The sequence below is a fragment of the uncultured Rossellomorea sp. genome (genome assembly GCF_947488365.1).
Taxonomy (GTDB): domain Bacteria; phylum Bacillota; class Bacilli; order Bacillales; family Bacillaceae_B; genus Rossellomorea.
The window spans coordinates 228,517-248,349 of sequence record NZ_CANKZT010000004.1 but is presented as its reverse complement, the minus strand read 5'-3'; the positions used below and the strand labels follow the sequence as shown (position 1 = coordinate 248,349).

The window sequence follows — 19,833 nt, the reverse complement described above, 5'->3', positions numbered from 1 at the left end:
TCCTTATTTTTTAATTAGTGATTTTCCAGTCATTTCGGCTGGTTGATTAACATTTAATAAATCAAGCATGGTTGGAGCTAGGTCTCCTAAAATTCCACCGTCACGAAGTTCGATTCCTTCTTTCGTTACGATGACAGGGACCGGGTTCGTTGTGTGAGCCGTCATAGGCTTGCCTTCTTCGGTCAGAACTTCATCTGCATTCCCGTGGTCCGCAGTGATGATGGCTGTTCCACCTTTTTCAGTGATAAGGTCTATGATTTTCCCAAGACACTCATCCACTGTTTCAACCGCTTTGATCGTCGGCTCAAGCATCCCTGAGTGTCCGACCATATCCGGGTTTGCAAAGTTCAGGATAATCGCATCCTGACGGTCTTCACGGATTTCTTCAAGTAAAGCATCCGTTACTTCATACGCACTCATTTCAGGCTTTAAGTCATACGTTGCCACCTTAGGAGAATCGATGAGAATTCGTTTTTCTCCCGGGAATTCATCTTCACGTCCGCCACTCATAAAGAAGGTGACATGAGGGTATTTCTCCGTCTCGGCGATACGTAATTGTTTCAGTCCGTTTTGGGAAAGGACTTCACCAAGTGTATTATCAAGATTTGTCGGTTTGAATGCCACAAATCCATTTACCGTTTCACTGAATCGTGTTAAGCAGACAAAGTGAAGGTTCTTCGGATGCTTCTCTCCACGTTCAAATGAACGGAAATCTGCATTCGCAAATGTATTTGAGATTTGGATCGCACGGTCAGGACGGAAGTTGTAAAAGATTACAGCGTCATCGTCTTTAATTGTTGCAACCGGCTCTCCGTTTTCCTTCGTCATCACGGATGGAATGACGAATTCATCGTAGATTCCATTTTCATATGAATCGTTCACAAGTTCCATCGGATCGTGATAGCTTGGACCTTCACCGTAAACCATGGCACGGTAGGATTTCTCCACACGTTCCCACCGCTTGTCACGGTCCATGGAATAGTAACGACCAGAAATCGTCGCAAATTGACCCACGCCGATTTCTTTCATTTTCGCTTCAGCGTCTTCAATATACTTCTTCGCCGTTTGAGGGCCGACGTCTCGACCGTCAAGGAAGGCATGGACATAAACATCTTTCATTCCTTCTTTGGCCGCTAAACCCAGAAGGGCATAAAGATGCTCGATATGGCTGTGCACTCCGCCATCCGAAAGTAGTCCGAAGATATGAAGATTTGTGCCTTTTTCCTTTGCATGATTGATGGCGTCAAGGAAAGTGGCATTCGTTTCGAATTCACCTTCACGAATCGCTAAATTCACACGTGTTAAGCTTTGGTACACGATACGTCCTGCACCAATATTCAAGTGACCCACTTCGGAGTTCCCCATTTGTCCTTCAGGAAGTCCTACTGCTTCACCACTTGCAGTTAATTGATTATGAGGGTACTGATTCCACAAGCGATCAAAGTTCGGCTTGTTCGCTTGGGCTACAGCATTTCCTTCTTTTGTGTTACGGCAAGCAAAACCATCTAAGATGATTAACGCTACTGGTGACTTACTCATGTGTGCTTGCCCCTTCTAAAAGCTGCAAGAAGCTTTGTGGTTCAAGGCTTGCTCCACCTACAAGGGCTCCATCGATATCTGATTGGGCCATGTATTCTTTAATGTTCCCAGGTTTTACACTACCACCATATTGAATTCTCACTGCGTCTGCTGCTTCTTGAGAAAATTCTCCTGCAACCACTTGACGGATATGAGCACATACTTCGTTCGCATCTTCAGCTGTAGATGACTTACCTGTTCCGATTGCCCAGATTGGTTCGTAAGCAATGACGGTATGTTTCACTTGATCTGCTGATAGGCCGGCAAGTGCTTTTTTCACTTGGTTACCAACAAGTTCTTTTGTTTCATTATTTTCACGTTGCTCGAGCGTCTCCCCTACACAAACGATTGGAGTTAACCCGTGTTTGAAAGCAGCAAGAGTCTTTTTGTTCACTGACTCGTCTGTTTCATTGAACATTTCACGACGCTCTGAATGCCCAAGGATGACATACTTTACGCCTAAATCAGAAAGCGCTACAGGACTGACTTCCCCTGTAAATGCTCCGTTTTCTTCGAAGTGCATATTTTGAGCACCAATTTCTACCTTGTATTCTTTTGAAATGTTCACTAAGCTTTCTAAAAATAGGGCTGGAGAACAGATGACAGAATCGACAACCTCTTGATCAGGAACTAATCCTTGTACTTCTTCAGTAAAAGATTTTGCTTCCGATAAAGTCTTATTCATCTTCCAGTTACCCGCAATAATCGGTTTACGCATTGTACTCATCCTTTCTGTTATATAATCGGTTCCAAAAATTGTTGGTCTTTGAAAAGCGATTATTTATCGTTAAGAGCCACTACTCCAGGAAGTTCTTTTCCTTCCATGAACTCCAGGGATGCTCCACCACCTGTAGAAATATGACTCATCTTATCAGCATAGCCAAACTTTTCAACGGCTGCTGCAGAGTCACCGCCACCGATAACAGAATATGTATCTGTTGCATCGGCTAACGCCTCCGCTACGGCTTTCGTTCCATTTGCAAATGTTTCTAATTCGAATACACCCATCGGTCCGTTCCAGATCACAAGCTTAGAGCTTTTGATCGTATCCTGGAATAACGCTCTAGTCTTAGGCCCGATATCAAGTGCTTCCCAATCAGAAGGAATCGAATCAATATCCACTTCCTTCGTATTTGCATCATTTGAGAAGTCATCAGCAACGACTACATCAACAGGCATAAGGAATTTAACACCTTTATCTTCTGCTTTTTTCATGAATTGCTTGGCTAAATCAATTTTGTCTTCTTCAAGAAGGGATTTTCCTACCTCATGGCCTTGGGCTTTCACAAATGTGTAAGCAAGTCCTCCACCGATGATCAGGTTGTCCACTTTATCTAATAGGTTGTCGATGACACCGATTTTGTCTTTTACTTTTGCTCCGCCAACGATTGCTGTAAATGGGCGTTCAGGGTTAGATAGAGCTTTTCCTAATACGTCCAGTTCTTTCTCCATCAGAAGGCCAGCTACAGCTGGAAGATGCTTGGCAATTCCTTCAGTAGAAGCATGTGCACGGTGAGCCGCACCGAATGCATCGTTCACATAAAGATCGGCAAGCGCTGCAAATTCTTTTGCGAGTTCAGGATCATTCTTTGTTTCTCCCGGGTAGAAGCGGACGTTTTCCAGTACAAGAACGTCGCCTTCAGCCATGTCGCTGATCTTGGTTTGAACAGCTTCACCATAAGCTTCATCGGCTTTTGCTACATCTTTCCCAAGAAGTTCGGAAAGTCTTTCGGCTACCGGGGTCAAGCGCAGTTCTTCCACCACTTCACCTTTAGGACGCCCTAAGTGACTAGCCAGAATGACTTTAGCTCCGCCATCCACTAAGTACTTAATAGTAGGAAGAGCAGCTTGAATACGAGTTTCATCTGTAATCTTGCCTTCAGACATCGGTACGTTGAAGTCTACACGGCAAAATACGCGTTTCCCTCTTACATCGACATCTTTAATCGACTTTTTGTTCATCGTAAAAGGCCTCCTTTAGTTTTCAATTTCTACATCTTTTTCAAAAAAATAGAAATGGCAATAAGAAAAGGGAGAGGGGAATCTTCCCCGCTCCCCTTCATCACATCTTCATTATAGATGGTGGGACAAAATTTATCCATCAATCACCATGCTAATGATGTCAATTTACAAAACTTTATCGATTAAAGTCCTTTAGAAGCGATATAACCAGCCAGGTCTACAACACGGTTAGAGTATCCGCTCTCGTTGTCATACCAAGAGATTACTTTTACCATGTTATCTTCTAGAACCATTGTAGATAATGCATCAATTGTAGAAGAAGCCGGGCTACCGTTGTAATCAGTTGATACTAAAGGCTCTTCGCTGTACGCAAGGATTCCTTTAAGATCGCCTTCAGCCGCTTCTTTAAGCGCAGCATTCACATCTTCAGCTGTTACGTTTTTATCCAGTTCAGCAACTAAGTCTACTAGAGAAACGTTTGGAGTTGGAACACGAACCGCTCCACCGTTCAGTTTCCCTTTAAGCTCAGGAAGTACTAGAGATACAGCTTTCGCAGCACCTGTAGTTGTTGGAATCATGTTCTCAGCAGCTGCACGAGCACGACGGTAATCTTTATGTGGTAAGTCTAAGATTTGTTGGTCGTTTGTGTAAGAGTGGATGGTCGTCATCATTCCACGCTTGATTCCGAATTTATCGTTAAGAACTTTAGCGAATGGCGCTAAGCAGTTTGTTGTACAAGATGCGTTAGAGATAACATCGTGGCTAGCCGCGTCATACTTGTCTTCGTTAACACCCATAACCACTGTGATATCTTCATCAGATGCAGGAGCAGAAATGATGACTTTCTTCGCACCAGCTTCGATATGTTTCGCAGCGTCAGCACGCTTTGTGAAACGTCCAGTAGATTCAACAACGATATCTACACCAAGATCTCCCCAACCAAGTTGAGCAGGATCGCGCTCAGCTAATACTTTTACTTTTTTACCGCCGACTACAAGGTAGTCACCATCAACAGTTACTTTCTCTTGAAGAGTTCCGTGAACTGTATCATATTGTAAAAGGTGAGCAAGCATGTTTGCATCAGTTAAGTCATTAACCGCTACTACCTCTACGTCATTATTTTTAAGTGCTGCACGGAATACATTACGTCCAATACGTCCAAATCCGTTAATACCAATTTTTGTTGCCATGAATAATTTCCTCCTTTAGATAGTTAAGGATGATTTTTTATATTTCAAAAGGGCTTACCCTTTTAAAAGCTCTCTTGCGGCTCCCTCATCCGTGATAAGCACGGTTTTATACGGAGCACTCTTCATATACGCCCGAATCGCTTTCGCCTTCGAGCTTCCGCCGGCGACGGCGATGACGTTTTCGATGTGACTTAAATCTTCTAATTGCAGGCCGATCGTTGGCACCTTATGTATCACTTCACCCGATTCGTTAAAATAATAACCAAATGCCTCCCCGACAGCATGACCATCTGTGATTTTCTCAAAATCCTCTTCAGTGGTCTTCCGTCTTTCAGCCATTGTGATAGCATCTCCAATCCCATGGAGAACCATGTTAGCCGATTTGATCAAATTCAAAACCTCTTTGATCATCGGTTCTTTCAAGAAGGATTTGTATACTTCTTTACTAACCTGATCCGGCACATATAAAACACGATGTCGCGTTCCTGTGTGCTCAGCCATCTTGGCACATATGGTGTTAGCCTGGTTTTTAACGTCTTCTCCGATTCCACCCCGAGCAGGAACAAACAAGGTATCGTCAGAGAAATCAGGTGTCAGCCTTTCTGCTACGGCTGCCATCGTCGAACCTCCAGTCACAGCGATGATAGTATTTCCTTTCAGGCGACGTTTCATACTAGAAGCTGATGCACGCCCTAATTCTTCTTTTACCCAAGGAGACTCATCACTATTCCCAGGAACGATTACAATTTCATGAAGATTTAGTAAAGATTTTAATTCCTGTTCCATAACGTTGATTCCTGAAATCTCTCTCATCATGCTTTCAAGGTTCTCTAAAAGCTGGATACCTTCCTCCGTCATGATCATGCCAGAGGTTTTGATATCAATGAGATCTTGATTGTTCAGGAACTCCACTTCGCTTCTTAGAACGCGTTCTGTCAGCCCCATATTCTGGGCAAGACTTCTGCGTCCGACAGGCTGCATGAAACGGATGGACCGTAGAATTTGATGCCTTTTTTGCATAACTTCAAGCAGGTCAGGTAATAATCGCTTTTGTATGTCAATTAAAGATTCCATAGATAAAAGCTCCTTCAAATGAAGTGCGTGGTTGAGTTGGACTTTAAAGGTCCCACATAGACATATTATGTCCCACTACCTCTAAAAAAAATTCATCCCTGCTTTCAAATTTTATTTTATCAGGGTATGAATCGTAATTCAACTAGAAACTATCGGGTTTTCTCATGTAAACGCTTGCTGAGCGTAAAATAATCAATTTGCCCATACTGAAGGATTTCCCCGTCCAGTTCCACGACCGGGATCATCAGTCCGAAACGTTCTGTGAGGACATCGCTTTTATCGATGTCCTTTTCTTCAATGGAAAAGCCCATCTCATCCTGAAGGAGTTTCAGGGTGATTTTTGCGTCTTCGCAAAGTCCGCATTGTGTGCGTGTGTAAAAAATGACTTGTTTCATGTTGTTGCCTCGCTTTGTTTAATTGTAGGAAACGTCGTTTCGTTTGTTGGCCTTGTACCTGGTACAAAATGGCTTCGGTGTACCAGGTACAAATTAACCATTGAGTACCTGGTACACTCACTAGTCCAAGATTCTATTCGTACCTCTTCCTCATCGTTGAAGAAGTGATCCCTAATTGATCACGGTATTTGGCAATCGTCCTTCTTGAAACATCATAGCCTTTATCCAATAGTAGATTGACAATTTTCTGGTCTGATAGAGGCTTTTTCTTATCTTCTTCATCAATCAGCCTTTGCAGCTCATTTTTCACCGCCCTGGCAGAAGCTACTTCTGAATCCTCGAGCTTGACCGATTTGATCGCCGAGGTAAAGAAGTACTTCAACTCGAAGATCCCATAAGGTGTTTGCATATACTTTCCTTTTACAGCCCGGCTAATGGTGGATTCATGAACATCGATTTCATTGGCCACTTGCTTTAACGTCAGAGGATGGATCGCGGATGGACCTTTTAAGAAGAAGGCTTTTTGCTTTTCAGCCAGCATCTTCCCTACTTTCAGGATCGTTTGCTTTCGCTGTCTTAAACTTTGCAATAGCCACTCGAAGTCTTGCTCCTTTTCCTGAAGATAGGACTGGACTTCCTTATCCGGGTGATGCTTTAGGAAATCTGTATATTCTTCATTATATGTGACGTTTACGGTTGTACCATCATATAACGATACAGCCACTGTATGACCATCGATCACTTTTACGACCAGCTCAGGAATAATGTATTCAGCGATATGCTGGGAATATTTTGAGCCGGGTCTCGGATTGCAATGCTGGATATAATCAGCCGCCTGCTGGATGTCTTTTAGCTCAACGGCAAGATCATTGGCGATTGCCTTCCACTTCTTTTCTGCAAAAGCTTGAAAATGGTTATCGACAATCATCGTAACCAGAGGGGGAACATTGGATTTCCGTTGCAGCTGAAGGGATATGCACTCCTTCAGGGATCTCGCTCCTATCCCGGCCGGTTCTAATTCCTGAAGCTTATTAATATAGTCTTCTAGTCGAGCCATTTCCAAACCATGTTTTTGAATGAAGGATTCTTCGTCTACTCTCAAATACCCATTGTCATCCAAGCTGTATATTAATTCTTCCATTACCTTTCTATCCAAAGAAGTAAGCGATTTCAAATTTAATTGAACAGATAGCGCATCCGCAAGAGTCCTCTTTGGCACGGATACATATTCATACCAATCCACCGTATTTTCGTGATTGCCGGCATTTCGTTTATAAGTATAAGGTTCTCGTTGATGGAGGGGGTCTAGTTTAGGCGGTTCTAATTGTATAAGGGGATTCTCTAATTGCTTAGCTTCTAAATAAGCATTCAGTTCCATCGTAGAATATTGGAGGATGGTGATGGCTTGAGAAAGCTGCTGCGTCATTTGAAGTTTTAATTGTTGATTTTGAAAAAGTCCTGCTTTCAAATTCATGATTACTAACCTCCCATTTGTCTATTCTACAATAAAATTGGCGGTTCGTTAATGGGAATTCGTTGGTAGTTGGTGGGTTTGTACTATAAATATGAAGGAACGAGTGGGAAAATGAGAGGAGAACCGAGGCTACTATTAAACTTTATATAAAGGTCCCTGTCCAATTAGCTCTATTAATTAGCTACAACGCAAAAGAGTTCCTGTGCTTGTAATGTCTCTCTACAAACACAGGAACTCTCTGGATTAAAGTACGCCCTCGGAGGGAATCGAACCCCCATTTTAAGAACCGGAATCTTACGTGCTATCCGTTGCACCACGAGGGCATGAAATGAATGACCGTCACGAATACATATTATAAGCCAGAAAATGCTTGTTTGCAATAGATATTCTCGTTTATGTCTTTTTTAGATTATCTATTAATATCCTTTAAGAATTGCAGTGGGAAGTTCTTTGTAATTAGTTAACTCTTCAAGATCTCCTGTACTCTTTATCTATCTTATTAAAGAACCACAGAGTGTATTGAAGCGGAAGGCACTTGACTCCTGCGGGAATAGCGGGAAAGTTGAGACCCCACAGGGCAAAGCCCGAGGAGGCTCAACTCACGCCCCGCGGAAAGCAAGTGCCTGTAGCGGAAAGGAACGGTCTATGATTCACTCTATACTGTTTTAGAAGGTAGATACATAATTCACTGAAATTGACCTTCTACTAACTTAAATAACAACAAACTTACCACATCACCCCCGTTTAAAAAAGGAATGAGTGGGTATGATGTAGAAAGGATTTACATACAGGGGAATAAAGGAAGCGTTTAGTTTGACCTTTATTGACCATGGGTGTATGATTACAGTACAAAGTGAATAAGTAATTCAGAAAAATAAAAAGGATTTCTAAGGAGGAACGAGGATGAATTTAATTCCTACAGTAATTGAACAAACAAACCGCGGTGAACGTGCGTATGACATTTATTCACGTTTATTGAAAGACCGTGTAATCATGCTTGGAAGCGGCATTGATGACAATGTGGCAAACTCCATTGTAGCACAACTTCTTTTCCTTGAATCTGAAAACCCGGAGAAGGATATCTCAATCTACATAAATTCTCCTGGTGGAAGCATTACGGCAGGTATGGCAATTTACGATACGATCCAGTACATTAAGCCTGATGTACAAACGATCTGTATAGGTATGGCCGCTTCAATGGGTGCGTTCCTTCTTGCAGCTGGTGCTAAAGGTAAGCGCTTAGCCCTTCCAAACGCTGAAGTAATGATTCACCAACCACTTGGTGGAGCACAAGGTCAAGCAACGGAAATTGAAATTGCAGCGAAGCGTATTCTATTCCTTCGTGAAAAACTGAATCAAATCCTGGCTGATCGCACTGGTCAACCATTGGAAGTGATTTCAAAAGATACTGATCGCGATAACTTCATGACAGCGGAAAGAGCGCTTGAATATGGATTGATCGATCGCATCATCACTCGTAACGATATGAATAATAAGTAAGAGAATGAAACCCCCTCACGGAATTGAGCCGTGAGGGGGTTTTTATTTTACTCTATTTCAAACGTTTTCTCCTTAATCGGTACTAAAACCTCACCATTCATCCCTTTTTTCAAGAGGAGATGTAAGATCGTTTTGGATAGCTTACTAGGGTGATATGGTTTGACTAAATAATCATTGGCTCCGAGCGTGAGTCCTTTTTCTTTTTCATCTAATGCGGAAGATATAATAATCGGTACTTGTGCAAAATTTTGGTCCGATTTGATTTTTTCAAGTACATCCCATCCCGACATGCTGCCTTCGAGCATAATATCGAGGACAACGGCATCAGGCTTCGATTCCTGCATTTCTTTCAAGGCATCATTTCCTGACGGAGTGTGCTGCACCTTGAAACCACTGTCGGATAGCTCCGCTTTCAGTAAGGAAGCAAGATTGATATCGTCTTCAATGACGATAATTTTCATCCCATCCCCGCAGTGTTCATCCTCTTTGAAGGTTTCGATGGTCACGAGAGGTAAGCGGATGGTAAACACGCTTCCTTTCCCCTCCTCTGATGACACAGTGATTTCCCCGTCATGGATCTCGATGATTTCTTTTACGATCGTAAGTCCTAATCCCGTGCCACCGATTCTTCTGCGGTCAGAATTGTCGACACGATAAAATTTGGTGAATAAGTTTGGAATCGAGTCACTTGGTATGCCGAGACCTTCATCCCTGATATCTATGAGAATACTATCCTCTTCTTCCCGTAAATAGATCGTTATGGTACCCCCATCAGGTGAATACTTGATGGCATTGCTGACCAGATTGGTGAATGCCTGGGACAACTTATCCCGATCTCCCAGGACGATCGTACAATCCGTCTCCCTTGCGATATTAAAGAAGTGATGGGGGGCATTGACCTTTTGGGTATCGATCACATGCTGAATGATCGGGACAACATCCTCAAATCGCCTCTCGAAGGTTTGGCGTCCCGACTCCATGCGCTGGACGTCAAGGAAATCGTTGATGAGGGACGTCAGCCGCTTTGCTTCTTGATAAATCGTCGTTAAGTATTTCTTTGTTCTTTCCGGTTTTAACTCCTTCGTCAGCATAAGTTCCGTAAAGCCAAGCACGCTCGACAGCGGGGTGCGAAGCTCATGACTGACCGTACTGACGAATTCTGATTTCATTTGATCGACTTCGAATTCTTTTGTGATATTCCGGTGGACGAATATGGTGCCGACCTGCTCCTGCCCTCGATAAAGAGATTCGGAGTATACCTGGAAGACTTCTTTACTGTCCACCAGATGATAGGTAAGAAGATGTTTACCTGTCTTCCCTTCCTTCACGATGGTCTCATAATATTCATCCAGTTTTTCTTTGTTTTCGACCCGATCGATCAGTGCCTGCTTCCATGTTTGATAGCATGCCTGTTGAAGTTCATCGATCTCCCCCTCGATCAAGGTCGTTAATTTCGTATTCATTAATAAGTTGTTGCCGTCTTTATCGATGAGCTGTATTCCTTCTTGAATATTATTCAGGATATCCTGCGTTAATTGACGGTTTGCCTCGGTTTCTTCAAACAGTCTGATCTTTTGCAGAGAAATGGAGATTTGCTTTGCCAGACTCGTGTACTCAGCCAACTCCTGCTTATCGAAATCATTTCCGAAACGGCTAAATACCATGATGGCTTCCACTTGTTGATCGGCGGAAAGGACAGGTAAAAATAAGTCATACGAGTAGAGGGTTTCTTCATGATACCCCTTCTCAAGAGGCAGCATTTCCCGCTTGAGGGAGAAAGGTTCCCTCGAATCGAATAATCGTTGATGGATCCCGTTATAAATGTACGTCAAGAACTGTGCAACACCATTTTGAGAGATCCCAAATGATGCATTTGACTTTTGCTCATCCATGAGAACAATCATGCCCCGTGAAGCTCCCATCACCTGACTCATACTCTTCACAATGCTTTCCAGTACCTCTTGTTTGTTCAGGGAGCCCGAAATCCCATGAATGAATTCGTTCCGGCGTTCGAGCTGCGACTCCCTGTTCATCGTCATATTCAGCAGATGCTCAAGTTCAGACTGCTGGGATTCCAGCTCATCCTGCTGGGCCTGCAGTTCTTCATTTTGGGCCAGGAGATGCTCTTCCTTCTCCTGGATTTTATAAATCATCTTTTCGAATGCCCTGGACATCTTACCGATTTCATCTTTCCGTTTATTCTCAAACGTCCACTGTTGGTATGAATCGTTTTCTGCAATTTGTTCAGCGGCAGAGGCCACCTGGTTGAGAGGATGACCGATTTGTTTTGCAATCATTCTCATCAATCTCATCAGAACCAGCAGCATAAGAAAAATGAAGATCACAAAAGCCGTTTGACTTATTGACTCTTTCCGTTTCAACTCATCATACGCACTTCGCTTGCTTTGTTCAATGGAGTCCGTATACCCGTTGAGCTGGGTTTGGAACGTTTCGATTGTAGCAGTGGCCCCGGCTGCCGAAGCCTCTTTCACAGCCTCTATATCCCCCTTTTCATAATCGCTTATGATCCGCGGCGCCATATCCTTGAAATAAAGATTGGAAAATTCCTCTACATCTTTAAAAAAGAGCTGATCTTCCGGTTCTGTTTTTAACCCTTTTAATTTCTTTAACGTGTCATCCACTTTTTTCTCTTGATTAAAGATACTTTTTTTGAACTCCTGCCTTCCAAATGCAAGGTATCCTCTCGCATCAAAGAAGGCCTTTTGAAAATCTCTGTCCAATTGCTCAGCCAGGTCTTCTTTTTGATTCAACTGATTCCTCTGAACCTGGTACTCATTCGTAATGGATTGATCATACAAAGACAAAAAGGCTGCCACGATGAAGAAAATGACGATGAAGCCGCTCATCAATCCGATGAATTGATTGCGTAGGCTTGTTTGGAATAATTCTTTAATTTTCTTCATTCAATATGTCCTCGATCCGCTGAACGAGTTCTGCCGGACTGTACGGCTTGGCGATGAAATAATCGGCTCCGGATTTCAACACGAGGTCCTTATCCGATTGCTGGCTCTTGGCAGAAACCATCATGATTTTCACCGTACTTTTTTCAGGTGAATTCCTCACCCTTTCAATCACTTCCAGACCACTCAAAAGAGGCATCATATAATCGAGAAGAATGAGATCATAGTCATTTTCCATGATCTGATCGACCGCTTCCCGGCCATCGGCTGCTTCATCGAGCTCATGTCCCTCGTCTTCGAGTGTATCCACCATCAACATCCGGAGGACTTCTTCATCTTCCGCAATGAGAATTCTCGCCATTCTTATTCCCCTACTTTCTCAAATGCTTTTTTCATTTCATAGTAGGATTGCTTCAATCTCTCATGGGAGGTCGGCTGGTCCCATGTTTCCCAGGAGTACGGATGAAATTTTGCGGGATTGATGAATCCGTCCCCGGTACTGGCAGGGTATGAGAAGACCTTGCCTCCATCTCTTTCGTATAAACCGATCTTGATGGACTCCAGGGTCGTTGAGCTTTGCAATCCATTACCTGACCAAATATCCCCCATCGCTTCTTTAAGGCTTGGGTCCTTCACATTCAGCAACTGCCAAGGAATACGGACTTCATATCGACCTTGAGAAGAGTCAACACCGATATCCGTCAAAGAATCATACGCTTTATCCTGAAGATTCGATGTCCCGAACTGGAGGACGCCTGTTTCATAGGACTGAAACGGGATATTCTTCCCCCCTACATCCAATGATTTGTTCAACGTCAATCGGATCGGATGATACTCCCCGTTGTTTTTCACTTTCGCATATTTCTCTTCTTCAATCATATGAAGCACATGCCCATACTGATAGTGATGGGTGTCATAATAGCTGTCGATCCACAAACGTGCTTCCTTCTCTCCCTTTATGTGAAGGGCAAAGTCCACCCCTTTTGTGGACACATCCTTCACATTCGGAATCGTGGATTGCCCCTGGTCTTGAATCGTGTCAAAGAGTAGATAGGTGTCTTTCCCTTCAGAAATTCGTTCTGAATCAACCCGTATATAGACAAAGCGTTCATCACTCGTCACATAGAGGCTGTGTCCATCCTTGTCAAAAGCAGGTTTGATCCCATTAAAAGTCCAATCCCCGGTCCTTCCGTCCACGTGGATCATGCTGGATTTACTCAGCCCCGGGTCAAAGCTCAACATTCCGAACTGCTGCTCATTGGTTTGGGCATTTTGCCAGAACGGGCGCCTGTCGGGGTTGTCATAGTCCATCGTATTCCACGTCCGTTTGAACCACTCATCCTGCCAGGCGAACACCATTCCACCGGCCATTTTTTCTTCCACGATATCTTCGAATAATCGCCGGTCGATTTCACCTTGCTCTTTTTCCGAATGATGACCCTGATCCATGCCGTAGACGTTTTCATGTGTCAGTCCCCGTGATCCCGGGACACCGAACTCCGCTACGACTAACGGCATGGAGTGTGCTTTCTTCATATCATTCAAATAGCCTGCATAGTTGTTCTTTTCTCCCCGTTGGTCGATATAATCGACATACTCCGGCTCGTAATTCAGAAAATCGGGATAATACGGATAAATATGATAGGAAGCAAATAAACCCGTTTTCAATTTGTCGGTGCCCTTCATGACGTTCGGATTCACAGACACCATGTCTTCTTTCTCCAGGGGTTCACTTGGATGATCCAACAGATCGGTCGTGACCCAGTTCGTGAAGCTCACAGGCCTTTGCCATTGATACGTATCCGTTTCATATGCGATTCCTTCATTCATTCTTTCAGTGAGCCAGATTTCAAAAGGCTGTGCCTTTTCCGTCTCAATGTATTCTCCCTTGAAATCCTGAAGTCCTTTATGCTTTTCATTTGTCGCAAGGACCACTTCGGGATCCCACTCCACCCCGAAAATCCAGCCAAGGACGTAAGGGGATATGTCATAGGTGTAAGATCCGGACGCATGACCTTTTCGTTCCGGTATTTCAGCATTCCCATGCACGAGATCAATGGTCTTCTTGATTTCTGACGAAAGTTCGTCGGTGTTTTCCTTTGCAAAGGCATCCTCGGACCTTAAGAAGATCTCTTCATTGACCCACACGCCGTGGAATAAATACAGCGGTTTTTCTGCCATTTGATTGTACTCGTAAAAAGCTTCATAAAATTCGGGAGGATGGATGGTGTAAATCCGGAGGGAGTTCGCATTCATCCCTCCGATCTGCTTGAACCACCTCAGATATTCCTCTTTGGAAATCGCGGTTTCACCTGGGAAAGAACCCGGCCTTGCAATTCCCATATTCACCCCTTTTATGAGGAGGTCTTCCCACTTTCCATCCTTCTTCACCTGAATGTAGTCTGTGCCGGTTTTCCCAGCGAGCTTCACATCATTTTCTTTGGTAATTTCAACGAATTGGGTCTCCTTACGGTCACCATCCTTTTGGATATCCTTAAGGATCGCCGTCATCAGGGGAGTATACGCCTTCCAGTAAAATTGAGACATGTCATCCGGACTGGTGGACCCCGTCCATTTTCTCCAGGTAGAAAACCCGACGGTCTGGTACAGGTCAGGCACATCCGCCTGATCCGCATAATCACCGCTGAAATAATACGTGTCAAATTGACGGTTCTGGCCGTGAACCACAGCCGGGAATGTAACAGGAAGATTCAGTGCTTTCATGGTGTCCTTTCCACTCTCTGACAGTGACAGCGTATAGTTGGCCATGACCTCATCAGGATTGATCGCTTCCACGATATCAAACCAATATGAATAAGCTGTGCTGATTTCTTCGCCGATGAACTCTTCACCCTGAGGCGTGGTGGAAAAAACGACACCTTTCTTCCCGATGTCATCCTTATCCAACACCACCAACCGGTCCTTTTCGTCCACAAGCACATAACCCGGTCCCGTGAACTGATACGATTCACCATACTGTTTCTCGTAGTTATCCCTCACCCATTCAGGCACTTCGCTATTCGTCAGTTCAGGGAAATACCTTCCGATCCAGCCCGACCACTCCAGATTGAACAGGGAATAGAATTTCTTCCTTGTTGCTTCTTCCGTAGGCTGTGCCATGGAATTGAACTCGGCGATCAATGTTTTTCCATCGTTCATTGCCATGTCTCTCAATACTTCCATATCCTGGTCCGTCAAGCCTCCGTAAAGCTTGGAGGAACGCTTGCCAGAGACATTTTCATTATGGAACTCCTCTTCATACACACCATACGTATCGGCTATGTAGACTGCATCATACCGGTCGGTGGATGGAGGGATATTTTTAATATCAAAGGTTTGATTTTTGTTGGGAACAAATCCAACATAGTCTTTCTTTAAATCGTAACGATCCCCATTCGTTTGTACATATTTTTGCTGATTCAGAAGCCACATCAGCCCTTTATGTTCACGGTACGTCGTATCAGGGACCGTTTTATCAATGACCAGTAGGTCCAGGTCCTTCTCTTTCTTAACCTGCCAGAGCCAAAAAGGGGCAGACACCAGCAGGACGATGCCTGCGATGAACAAGACAAATGAATAGGATTTCAGCTTCGTCATTTTGACACCCCTTTTCTCGCCATTTCTCCCCAGCCCCTTTTCTTGCGGATCACGTCGAGTATTCCTTCACAGCGCCATAAAACGGTTAACGGACGATACCATAATGTCTCGGTTAATGAATAGGCGAAAAGCCTCCCGATGTCGGATGCTTTCGGATACTTTCTGACGGACCATTCTTCCAGAAGAACGGCTGCCATGGACAGAATCGAGCCATAAAGGATCGAGAGTAAAAATAATAAAATCGCAAATTCAAGATAAACCCCGCCGAGAAAGAGCGATAGAATCATAATGATATAACCCATCAATTCAACGACAGGACCAAAGAATTCAATGATAAGAAAATAAGGCATGGACACCATTCCAATAGAGCCATATTTGGGGTTAAACAGAAGGCGGCGGTGAATCCAAAGGCTTTCAAATAAACCCCGATGCCATCTGCTCCTCTGGCGCCTCAAGTACTTCAATGATTCCGGTGCCTCCGTCCAGCTGACTGGATCCGGAACATAAACAATCTTTTTGTCCGCTCTTTGCTCCTTTACATACCGATGGAGCCTGACAACAAGTTCCATATCCTCTCCTACCGTGTGGGAATATCCTCCTGCGTCCACGACCCAGCGCTTCGAGAACACACCAAACGCTCCCGATACGATCAGCAGCAGATTGTGCCTGCTTAAGCCGATGCGCCCCATAAGGAACGCCCGTAAATATTCAATGACCTGCATGACAACGATTGGAGAACGTGACAACCCTACTTTCACAATTTCTCCACTTTCGATTTCACATCCGTTGGCGATGCGAATACTTCCACCGGATGCAATCACGTCGCCATCTGATTCAATGATCGGTTTCATCACCTTTAAGAAGGCGGTCCGTTCAAGAACCGAGTCTCCATCAATGGAACAGAAGTATGGATAATTGGACACGTTAATCCCGGCATTCAATGCATCGGCTTTCCCGCCATTTTCTTTATCGATAACGAGCAAATTTTTGTACAGCTTTGATTGGTAAACTCCCTTTACTGACTTTGTTTGAAGCTGTTGACGGATCACCCATTTAATCTTCACCAATTGGAATGCCTCAACGAGCTTTTCCATGGTATCATCGGTTGAGCCATCGTTTATGATAATGATTTCATATTCAGGGTATTCAATACTCAGTAAGGACCTCACCGTCGCCATGATACCGACAGATTCATTGTAAGCAGGGACCAGTATGGAAACCGGCTTCGTCTGATGGAGGTGTAAGAGCTCTTCGTACGGCTGCCAATCATCCAGCCCGTAGGTTTTCCTTAATTGAAAAAGGGAGATCACGAGGAGAATCGTATAAAAAGAGATAACAAGAATCATATAAATGAGAACAAACCATCCGATGAACATCATGATGTTTCCCCATTCTGCTGTTATATTCATGTAACCGCCCCCCTTTCCAGCCATTGCCCAGCCATATCCCTTGCATATTCGTCTTCGGCATGGGCAGCGATTTCTCCTAACAAAGCTTTCCCGTTTTCAAGGCGCAAGAGGGATTGCGCCGCCTGGGACCGGACATAAAAAGATGGATCACTCATAAGCTCTTGTAAGTATGGAGTGAGCTCCCGGGAACGGATATACTCACATGCTTTGATGGCCATCAGCCGTTCCTGCCAGGATTCAGCGCGTAGGTGAACGGAAAGTTTAGGTATGGAAAGATAAAACTCCATACCCACCACCGCTTTCAATGCACGGACCCTTAGTTCAGTGGAGTCCACCTCCAACAGGTCCTCTAGGAAAGCAACATGTTCCATCCTATTTTTTACCCCTATCGAATCGATGAGGGCATATTTCATCACATCAGGGAGTTCATCAAAAGCCAGGACCAATGGTTGAAACTGATCTTCCCTGAATGAATGAAACAGTATACTGTACTCAAATTCCGTCAAATCATGCTTCGTCCCAGTCAATCTAGCAAGCAGGTCTTCCTCATCGAACAGAACAGCGATTTTCAGCAATTGAATTTCTTCCGATCTGCTCATCGATTTGGAGTCTTGGAGCTCCCTTAATGCTCCAGTCATACTTTCCATCTTGAAATCCTGTATCCAGTAAAGGGCATTCATCCTAAGGCTCCACCTTCTGTGCCTCAGCTGTGACAGAATGAACGTTTGAAAATGGTCTTCTGCAAACCCTTGCAATCGTTCCTGAATGTCGAGAGATGCAAACATCTTTGAAAAGCCGGCCAACAACTCAATGAGCGCCCTGGTCTGTAAAGGCGAGCCTTGCATTAACTTCTCATCCTTCACGCCCTCATGTAAAAACTGAAAAAGGGCTAATTGATACTCCTCTTTAAACCTCTCGATCTTACCCCGATTTTTATTGTCGATCATCTTTTTTATCATTAAATACAGGCAAAGGCCCGTTAACACAACAAGCAAACCAACCAGCACAATAGAAAAATAAAAAAGTTCCTCAGAGAACAATGTTCTATCTCATCCTTTTTAGCATTTGACCCAAACGGGCCTCAAGCTCTAATAGTTTAAACGGCTTCGTCATATAATCGTCCGCTCCAAGCTGAAGGGATCTTGAAATGTCCTTTTCGCTCCTCCGGGATGTCAGCATGAGCACCTTGTAGCGATCGGAATCACTCCTTGAACGGAGGCGCTCCAATACTTCAAGCCCATCCATCTTCGGCATCACCCCGTCTAATATCACCAGACAAGGGTTTGTCATATGCCACTCTGACTCTATAAAAGCGGCCCCATCTTTGAATGTCTGGATGTCATACTGAATATGCTGCTCACCCGGCAGCTTCGACACGATGTCCATCATCACCGTCCGGATGATTGGATCATCATCGACAATGGCAATTTTCATCGTTTTATGAGGAGTATGCTCACTTGCTTTCCCATCCATCTTCACAATATTCCTGCCGCTGCTTTTCGCCTCATAAAGGGCCTGATCGGCAAGCTTAAGCCATGTATCGAAAGGCTTCGTCGGATCAGCAATTTCTGTGACCCCTGCTGAGAAGGTACAGAAAAAGTCAGACTCTGCCTGAAACTTCAATTGACTGAACCTCTTACGTATATCATCGACAAGAGTACACGCTTCTTTTATAGACGTATTAGGGAACAATACGACAAATTCTTCCCCCCCAAAGCGAAAGACAGTGTCCTGAACTCTTGTTTCGGACTTTAGCTGTGAGGCAAATTTCTTTAAGACTTGATCCCCAACAAGATGGCCGTACCGGTCGTTCACTCCTTTGAAATAGTCTAAATCAAGGACGGCCAAACAATACGAGTCCCCGGTCCTCGCCCAATTACTTTGCACTTGAGCATAAGCCTGACTCAGGTATTTACGATTATAAACCAGGGTCAATTCATCGATCAGTACAAGCTCTTCCATCTGTTTCTTCCGTTCCATCTGCCTCTCTACACGGACAATAAACTCATCAAGCTCAAATGGTTTTGCAATAAAATCATCGGCTCCCATCTGATAGCTTTTCATACGGACTTCCTTACTGTTCTCCCCACTCACCATGACAGTAGGAATGAATTGCTGCTTCAACTTCTTCTTGAAAAAATCCAGGACTTCGAATCCGTTCGTACCGTCCATATAAATATCGATGATGGCACAATCCGGCCTCACATCATAGTAGGATATGATCGCCTTATCAGGGTTGGCGATAGGGACGACATACCACCCGATTTTCTCCAGCTCTTCCTTCATGTACATAAGGAAGGACGTATCATCATCAATGAGTAATATAACAGGTTCTTCCCCAGACCTGCTTTGTTTACCTGGTAATACTCCGATTGATTCCTCCTCATATTGATAACAGTACTGGATGATATCGAACAGTTCTTCCTTCACTTCCGAAATCGTCCACGTCCGGCCTTCTTTTTCCTCATACCGGTCCATCAATTCGCGGGACCTATCCCCGATTTTATGTAAGCCAAGGACCGAAGCTGATCCAGCCAACGAGTGGATGAACCTGTACACCTCTTCATGGGGGATGGCGACGGCTGTTTCCCACTCTTGCAATTTTTTTCGAATATTATTAAAGAAATGCTTTGTGTATTTTTCCATTCCGGCATCGTCTTCCTTTATCGTCAGCGTTTTTTACATTCATACTGCCTTCATTTTCTTTTTATTCTTTTCTTCCAAACTCATTAT

The 19,833-nt window shown here is 44.1% G+C and carries 14 protein-coding genes and 1 tRNA gene; 1 reads left to right on the top strand and 14 read right to left on the bottom strand.

The window, feature by feature from the left end; all coding sequences use genetic code 11:
- Positions 1 to 3: 3 nt before the first annotated feature.
- From gpmI to Q1B03_RS15675, 8 genes are all read right to left on the bottom strand, one after another.
- Positions 4 to 1,539: a 2,3-bisphosphoglycerate-independent phosphoglycerate mutase gene (gpmI, locus tag Q1B03_RS15710; protein ID WP_299743328.1), complete on the bottom strand. Its 1,536-nt coding sequence runs from the start codon at positions 1,537 to 1,539 to the stop codon at positions 4 to 6.
- Positions 1,532 to 2,296 (bottom strand): triose-phosphate isomerase, encoded by a 765-nt coding sequence (gene tpiA / locus Q1B03_RS15705; protein WP_299743325.1) that lies wholly within the window; start codon positions 2,294 to 2,296, stop codon positions 1,532 to 1,534. Before tpiA ends, gpmI begins: the two co-directional genes overlap by 8 nt.
- 59 nt (positions 2,297 to 2,355) lie before the next feature.
- Entirely contained in the window at positions 2,356 to 3,540 is a 1,185-nt protein-coding gene (locus tag Q1B03_RS15700) for a phosphoglycerate kinase (protein WP_299743322.1), read from the bottom strand.
- A 182-nt stretch (positions 3,541 to 3,722) separates the two neighbouring features.
- The gene (gene gap, locus Q1B03_RS15695) at positions 3,723 to 4,730 is read right to left on the bottom strand and encodes a type I glyceraldehyde-3-phosphate dehydrogenase (protein ID WP_044338275.1); all 1,008 of its coding nucleotides are present in this window, start codon (positions 4,728 to 4,730) and stop codon (positions 3,723 to 3,725) included.
- Between the two features lie 54 nt (positions 4,731 to 4,784).
- Positions 4,785 to 5,804 carry a sugar-binding transcriptional regulator gene (locus Q1B03_RS15690; protein WP_299743312.1) on the bottom strand — a complete coding sequence of 340 codons (1,020 nt, stop codon included), beginning with the start codon at positions 5,802 to 5,804 and terminating at the stop codon, positions 4,785 to 4,787.
- 149 nt (positions 5,805 to 5,953) lie between these two features.
- On the bottom strand, positions 5,954 to 6,199 hold the full coding sequence (locus Q1B03_RS15685; RefSeq protein ID WP_299743309.1) for a glutaredoxin family protein: 246 nt from the start codon (positions 6,197 to 6,199) through the stop codon (positions 5,954 to 5,956).
- A gap of 133 nt (positions 6,200 to 6,332) precedes the next feature.
- Positions 6,333 to 7,673: an RNA polymerase factor sigma-54 gene (rpoN, locus tag Q1B03_RS15680; protein WP_299743306.1), complete on the bottom strand. Its 1,341-nt coding sequence runs from the start codon at positions 7,671 to 7,673 to the stop codon at positions 6,333 to 6,335.
- A 251-nt stretch (positions 7,674 to 7,924) separates the two neighbouring features.
- Positions 7,925 to 7,996, bottom strand: a tRNA-Arg gene (locus Q1B03_RS15675).
- A 580-nt stretch (positions 7,997 to 8,576) separates the two neighbouring features.
- Here Q1B03_RS15675 and clpP point away from each other — a divergent pair.
- The gene (gene clpP / locus Q1B03_RS15670) at positions 8,577 to 9,173 is read left to right on the top strand and encodes an ATP-dependent Clp endopeptidase proteolytic subunit ClpP (protein WP_098352025.1); all 597 of its coding nucleotides are present in this window, start codon (positions 8,577 to 8,579) and stop codon (positions 9,171 to 9,173) included.
- A 47-nt stretch (positions 9,174 to 9,220) separates the two neighbouring features.
- Here clpP and Q1B03_RS15665 read toward each other — a convergent pair whose 3' ends face one another.
- The 6 genes from Q1B03_RS15665 to Q1B03_RS15640 form a co-directional block, all read right to left on the bottom strand.
- Positions 9,221 to 12,097, bottom strand: a complete 2,877-nt coding sequence (locus Q1B03_RS15665) for an ATP-binding protein (protein WP_299743296.1) — start codon at positions 12,095 to 12,097, stop codon at positions 9,221 to 9,223.
- Complete coding sequence (locus Q1B03_RS15660) at positions 12,084 to 12,455, bottom strand: response regulator transcription factor (RefSeq protein ID WP_299743292.1); 372 nt, start codon at positions 12,453 to 12,455, stop codon at positions 12,084 to 12,086. The genes Q1B03_RS15665 and Q1B03_RS15660 overlap by 14 nt, the downstream gene beginning before the upstream one ends.
- A gap of 2,538 nt (positions 12,456 to 14,993) precedes the next feature.
- Entirely contained in the window at positions 14,994 to 15,062 is a 69-nt protein-coding gene (locus tag Q1B03_RS22185; RefSeq protein ID WP_366141304.1) for a lipoprotein, read from the bottom strand.
- A gap of 625 nt (positions 15,063 to 15,687) precedes the next feature.
- Positions 15,688 to 17,100, bottom strand: a complete 1,413-nt coding sequence (locus Q1B03_RS15650) for a glycosyltransferase (protein WP_299743286.1) — start codon at positions 17,098 to 17,100, stop codon at positions 15,688 to 15,690.
- Positions 17,097 to 18,140: a HEAT repeat domain-containing protein gene (locus tag Q1B03_RS15645; protein ID WP_299743283.1), complete on the bottom strand. Its 1,044-nt coding sequence runs from the start codon at positions 18,138 to 18,140 to the stop codon at positions 17,097 to 17,099. Before Q1B03_RS15645 ends, Q1B03_RS15650 begins: the two co-directional genes overlap by 4 nt.
- 4 nt (positions 18,141 to 18,144) lie before the next feature.
- Entirely contained in the window at positions 18,145 to 19,746 is a 1,602-nt protein-coding gene (locus Q1B03_RS15640; RefSeq protein ID WP_299743280.1) for a diguanylate cyclase, read from the bottom strand.
- Positions 19,747 to 19,833 lie beyond the last annotated feature (87 nt).